The organism is Leptospira weilii, assembly GCF_006874765.1.
Taxonomy (GTDB): domain Bacteria; phylum Spirochaetota; class Leptospiria; order Leptospirales; family Leptospiraceae; genus Leptospira; species Leptospira weilii.
Window position 1 is genome coordinate 457,501 of record NZ_CP040840.1, and the last position, 5,000, is coordinate 462,500.

Consider the following 5,000-nt stretch of genomic DNA (forward strand, 5'->3'; position numbering starts at 1 on the left):
CTTTCCGGATCGTTTGCTTCCGATCGGCAAAAAAAAGCTTTTGTCGACTTATCTTCTCATTCTATTTATATTCGGGGGAAGTCTTAGTTCTTCTTCCGATCTGCAGATCTCCCCCGATATTCACAACATCACCGATTTCCGAACGGATCGCATCGCATTTCATTTCGTCCAATTGGCAGATAAGGATGGTAAAACCCTATCCGGAACAAATCCAAATCGTGATTCCTCCGAAGCGACTTTGATGATAATTTATAAAGGGCAACTAACGTTGTTGAAGGATGGTTACGACGATCCGAATCAGGTTCGGGAAAAAGAAAAAGAATACCTCGTAAAAATTTCCAACTACGTAAGACTCAGAGAATTGGAATCGGAATATTATAAACTTCCCGAATCGGAAAGAACCGTAAATCCGAGTAAAATCTCCGAGACATCCTCCGCACAGGACTCAACTTCTCAAGTTTCTTCGGCTAACAAAAATGAGGCGAACCAAACATCCAGCGAACCCTTAAAGAAAACGAAAGAATTGGATCTACTTTTGAAATACGACGAGGAGTTGTTGAAGAATTATTCCTCCGAAAGAGCTGTAAGCGGGGAGTTAGAAAGGTCCGAACGTTTTTACGGAAAAGATTCTCCCAAAACGAGTGCGATTCGTTTTAGAGTGGAGGAGCTCAGAAAAAAAGCGAATGAAAGAAGAAACACCCTGATTTCCTTTCTTAAAAATCCCGGAGCTTCCACAAACCCATATCCGGGAGACAGAAAGGATCAAATGTTTTATACAAATGCAGTCAACGGCATTCCCGATTTTTATCTTCACTCTACTACTCCTAGAGAACTGGACGGACAAATGAAAGGGGAAGAAGAAGTCGGAAAAAAATACGGAGAGTTGTATAAATCCGCGAGAGATAAACTGATCGATTCGCAAATTCGAAAATTATATTATTATCTTTGGAACCGGGAAATGACCAATACTCGTGTAAAAACAGATAAGATAAAAAAAGGAAGAAAGGCCGTGGTAGTCGCAGGTGATTCGACAGTCTTTACCATGATCGATAAGGAAGGAGACGGAATTACCGAATCTTTTTTTGTGGATAGTCCGGGAATCCGTTTTTCTTGGGGAAGAGATCTTCCGAATATCATTTCCATATCGAACTGTACGGACGAAACTATTCTTTCTAAAATCAAGAATCTCACCGAGGACGTTTTCTCCGGAAGAATTCCCGAAAAAGTGGATAGGATCGATCTTACGGTTCCGGAAGAACAATTGGTAATCGAGTTTGGACCGAAAATCCCTCAATGACGTCGAAAGCTTTGTATAAGAGAAGGCACGTGAGTTTCGCAAAATTGTAGGAACGGTTTTAGATGTTAAGATACTCCAACGGTTCTAGAATGTCGTATTATACGTTATACGGCGAACAAATCTTAGATGTGAAAATACTGTCTCTGACTTTGTTACTTTCAAGGAACTTTCGCTCCAAAAACCCGAAACAAAAAATCCAAAGAAAGAAACGGATAGAATTTGAACTTGATTCCTATAAATCGACGCAGGGAAAACTTCGGTTCGCCTTTACAAAATAATCGTAGAAAGCCAAATTGTACTGATGTGAAGATAGGTTTCGCTCGGTAATTCTGCATTTGGATTGGTGAAGAATATCAATTCTCGTTTAAATCTAAGTTTGAAGCGTGTCCTACTGATCCCTATAAAATAGAGTACCGTTGATTTGAGCACAAATCCCGCGTTTAGACACAGAATTTTGGACACGTTATTATGTAGAGATGAGTAAAACCATTCCATCTTATCGGAACCTCGCGGATCGCTGCAATTTTGCGCTATTTTTTTCTTAGGCAAACCAAGAATTTATTCGAATAATTGGAAGGAATATGATCAATGACAAGAAAACTAACGTGTGCATTCGTTCTTCTCTTTTTTATTTCAATCTCTGCGGAAGAAAATTCCGATTTTAGAAATGATTTCAACTCTCTTATGGCCGTACTCGAATCCTGTGAATGTAAGTTCATTCGAAACGGTGTCGAACACAATCCGAAGGAAGCCAGAGCGCACATGGAAAAAAAGCTAAAAGTGGTGGAAGGAAGAATTCAAACTATCTCGGAGTTTATAGATCATATCGGTTCCAAATCCAGTATATCCGGAAAACCGTATCTCGTAAAATTTGCGGATGGTAAGACTAAGGAATCCGGCGTTTGGTTGAAAGAGAAATGGGAGGAGATCTTAAAAGAAAAGAATCCTTCCACAAAGTCGACCAGAAAGAAGAGGAATTAAGAATCTATCCACAAACTTTGTTTTATTCTTAGGAAGGCGCCAATCTTTATATTCCAAAGAAGATAATCGAAAAGATAAAGGCGAGACATGCTTTTGGGCCATAATGAAAGTTCCAAAAAGAGTCCGACTTGCAGAGTTCACTCGGATGTTGATTCGCTTTGTCTTTCGTTTTCCCGAACTGAGTTGATACAAGGTTCGTCCAGCTTTTTTACCGAGACGTTCTGAAGCAAAAAGAAGCTTACCATACGTTTTCAAAAATTGAGGAATCTTCTTTAGAAGAAGTTTCAAATCTTTTTCGGAAAAGAGAAGCCAAGTATCTTCCGGAATCAGAAGAGTAATCGTTTTGGAGCGGCCTTCTTGACTCTTCGAATCAAGAATATCATATCCGGAACTGTCTTACGTCCAAGAATCATACTACTGATCCCTATAAAATAAAGTACCGTTAATTTGAGCATAAATCCCACGTTTCGACGCAGAATTTTGGACACTCTATTATGTAGAGATGAGTAATCTACCATAACCAACCCCACAATTAAGAAGGCTCTGAGGATAATAAGGATCAAAAACTGATATTTTTCAAGTGTTCCGACAAGAATGAGGCTTTTTACTTGCAAAAAATATGATTTTCTGATAGAGAAAAATTTCCCGAGTCTTTCCGCCTCCAGGCTCAATGATTTGCTCCCTACGGGTCGCTCATCACCCCACCACCCAAAAATAAGGGAAACTCAGGCACAACGCTTCCTAAACTCAGTAAACACCTTCCTATGGGTCGCTCTGCGGGGCGTAAGTTTCACGGGGGATTTGTCGGAATTCCGACAAATTGATCTTGAGATCCCATTACTTGTGGGGTTGGTTATGGTAATTACGGATCGCTCGATAAACATTTCAATTTCTAGAATGAGATATTGCGTTTTCAACTTCTTCTCGGGTGATTGTAGGCGGAATCAGCCCTTTGCGGATTTTTTCTGAAACAAGTGTGGCTACCCGCTCGGCTTGTTTTTGATTTTGGAATCCTTCTGTTCCATGCCGACCTGGAATGTGGGGTTGGTGGACAAAGCGGGAGCCGTCGACATAGACATCATAACCATATTCTCCGGAGTTTACGTCAAAGGTCTGAATGCGAATTTTCGCATTTGTATAGGATGAAAACTTTCCCGAGGCTTGTTGATTCTCTTCGGTTTTGTGAGGTTTACAAAGAATGTTCAGGATACACAAACACAATAGAATCAAAATTTTCTCTTTCATATCGTTTCTCCGATTTCAAAGTTTCAGAAAGAAAAGTCAGGCAAGGCCTGACTTTTCAAATTCGCTGAATTACAATCCCTCTGAAGATTTGTAAAATTTGTAGACATGCTTGCCTACGACTGCGAATGCGTTCTGCCCGATCGTGAATGTGGTCTGATACATACCCTGAACCGATTCTAGATCCGGTTCCCTCGTCCAAGAAGTATACCCGGGTTGATAAGACCATAGATCCGCCGGATAACCTCCGGCGTTTGGATAACCTCCTCCTACAACACCTCTGCCTGAAATGCCGAATCCCATTGCAGATAGTTTACGTGCGGGAAGGGAAGGAATTTGTACCCAGGTACCTGGGCCGTTTGCAGCCGGTAAATATCTCCAAAAATCACTCAAGAGTGAGTTGGTAAGTCCGTCCGGAGAGCCGGTTCCAACATATCCGTAATTTCCGATTACAAACGAGGTCGCATAACAGCGGCCGACTCCGGGAAGGTCCGCTACTTGTCGCCAGGAATCTGTGGCCGGATTGTATTCCCAAAAATCTTTTCGCGGAGTACCTGCGACGCCATAACCGGTGGTGCCCGTACCCAAATATCCTTTATTTCCAATTGCAAAGGCAACCGCTCCAAACCGAGCAACACCCGGAAAGTTTTTTTTGGAGACCCATTGATTGGTATTTGGATTGTATTCTTGCCAGTTTTTGGATATGCTGTTGGTATTAATTCCGGTTCCGTAGTAGCCTTTTCCATTGATAGCAAATCCTACCGCGTGATCGTATCCAAGAGGGTAGGGTATATCCGCTTTTTGTGTCCAGGAACTTGTTTGAGAATCGTATTCCCATAAATCACTTAGCCAACTTCCCCAGGTGGTTTCTCCAGCTGCGATATATCCTTTTCCATTGATTGAAAAAGCCACTGCATTCCGTCTTCCCCATCCTGGAAAATCTTGCATACGATTCCAGTAAATCGGCTCCGACTCTGGGGGAATTGGATAAGGCGGAGGCGGCTCTGGCGGTTCTTCGCTCATCAGTTGTTCGTTGTGTTCGTTGACTATCTCCGAAGACTTAGAGTTTAACAGGGATAGTATCGGGTTACCGACATTGTTGTTCGATGTTTCAAAACAAGCTGTGAACTGTGATACCAACACCAATAGGATCGCATATATAAATCGCTTTTTTGTTCTCATGTCTACTCCTTGAAATACGAAGAATCTTACATCGAATAAACTGCGTTTATCGCTTTCATTTATGACTTAAAAGACATGAATGAAGAATAATTTCCCCATATTTAATAATTTAAAACAAATATGGATTTATATTTTGCGTATATTTATTTAAAATTGATCTAATATCTATTTAATGCCTATAATGGTTTATTTATTTTAGATATTTATATGTATGTTTTGTTATACATTTATGAGGGTTTGATTTGAAAAATAAACCCATGATTTCTTTTTTTACAACCCAATCGATGTGTGAGTTGGA

Annotated in this window: 4 protein-coding genes and 1 pseudogene (1 of these 5 running past the window's edge); 2 read left to right on the forward strand and 3 right to left on the reverse strand. The window is 40.7% G+C overall.

Features of this window, described 5'->3' with window-relative positions:
* Both FHG67_RS02275 and FHG67_RS02290 read left to right on the forward strand, forming a co-directional pair.
* On the forward strand, nucleotides 1-1,297 hold the 3' portion of the coding sequence (locus FHG67_RS02275; protein ID WP_004501788.1) for a hypothetical protein. Its footprint begins 11 nt before the window's first position; 1,297 of the gene's 1,308 nt are visible here — the last part of the coding sequence; the start codon falls outside the window, past its left edge; it ends in the stop codon at nucleotides 1,295-1,297.
* A gap of 588 nt (nucleotides 1,298-1,885) precedes the next feature.
* Nucleotides 1,886-2,278, forward strand: a complete 393-nt coding sequence (locus FHG67_RS02290; protein WP_004500914.1) for a YfeK family protein — start codon at nucleotides 1,886-1,888, stop codon at nucleotides 2,276-2,278.
* 56 nt (nucleotides 2,279-2,334) lie between these two features.
* On the opposite strand, the pseudogene FHG67_RS02295 reads toward FHG67_RS02290, so the two are convergent.
* The 3 genes and pseudogenes from FHG67_RS02295 to FHG67_RS02305 form a co-directional block, all read right to left on the reverse strand.
* Nucleotides 2,335-2,656: pseudogene (locus FHG67_RS02295) on the reverse strand (DUF1564 family protein); the annotation flags it as partial.
* A 507-nt stretch (nucleotides 2,657-3,163) separates the two neighbouring features.
* Nucleotides 3,164-3,523, reverse strand: coding sequence for a DUF4907 domain-containing protein (locus FHG67_RS02300; RefSeq protein ID WP_002632972.1), 360 nt, complete (start codon nucleotides 3,521-3,523; stop codon nucleotides 3,164-3,166).
* Between the two features lie 69 nt (nucleotides 3,524-3,592).
* The gene (locus FHG67_RS02305) at nucleotides 3,593-4,543 is read right to left on the reverse strand and encodes a Kelch repeat-containing protein (RefSeq protein WP_004500928.1); all 951 of its coding nucleotides are present in this window, start codon (nucleotides 4,541-4,543) and stop codon (nucleotides 3,593-3,595) included.
* Nucleotides 4,544-5,000 lie beyond the last annotated feature (457 nt).

Bases quoted from the DNA above. Each gene is read 5' to 3' on its own strand.
- FHG67_RS02290 (WP_004500914.1), top strand. From the start codon at position 1,886: ATGACAAGAAAACTAACGTGTGCATTCGTTCTTCTCTTTTTTATTTCA.
- FHG67_RS02305 (WP_004500928.1), bottom strand. From the start codon at position 4,543: ATGAGCGAAGAACCGCCAGAGCCGCCTCCGCCTTATCCAATTCCCCCA.
- FHG67_RS02300 (WP_002632972.1), bottom strand. From the start codon at position 3,523: ATGAAAGAGAAAATTTTGATTCTATTGTGTTTGTGTATCCTGAACATT.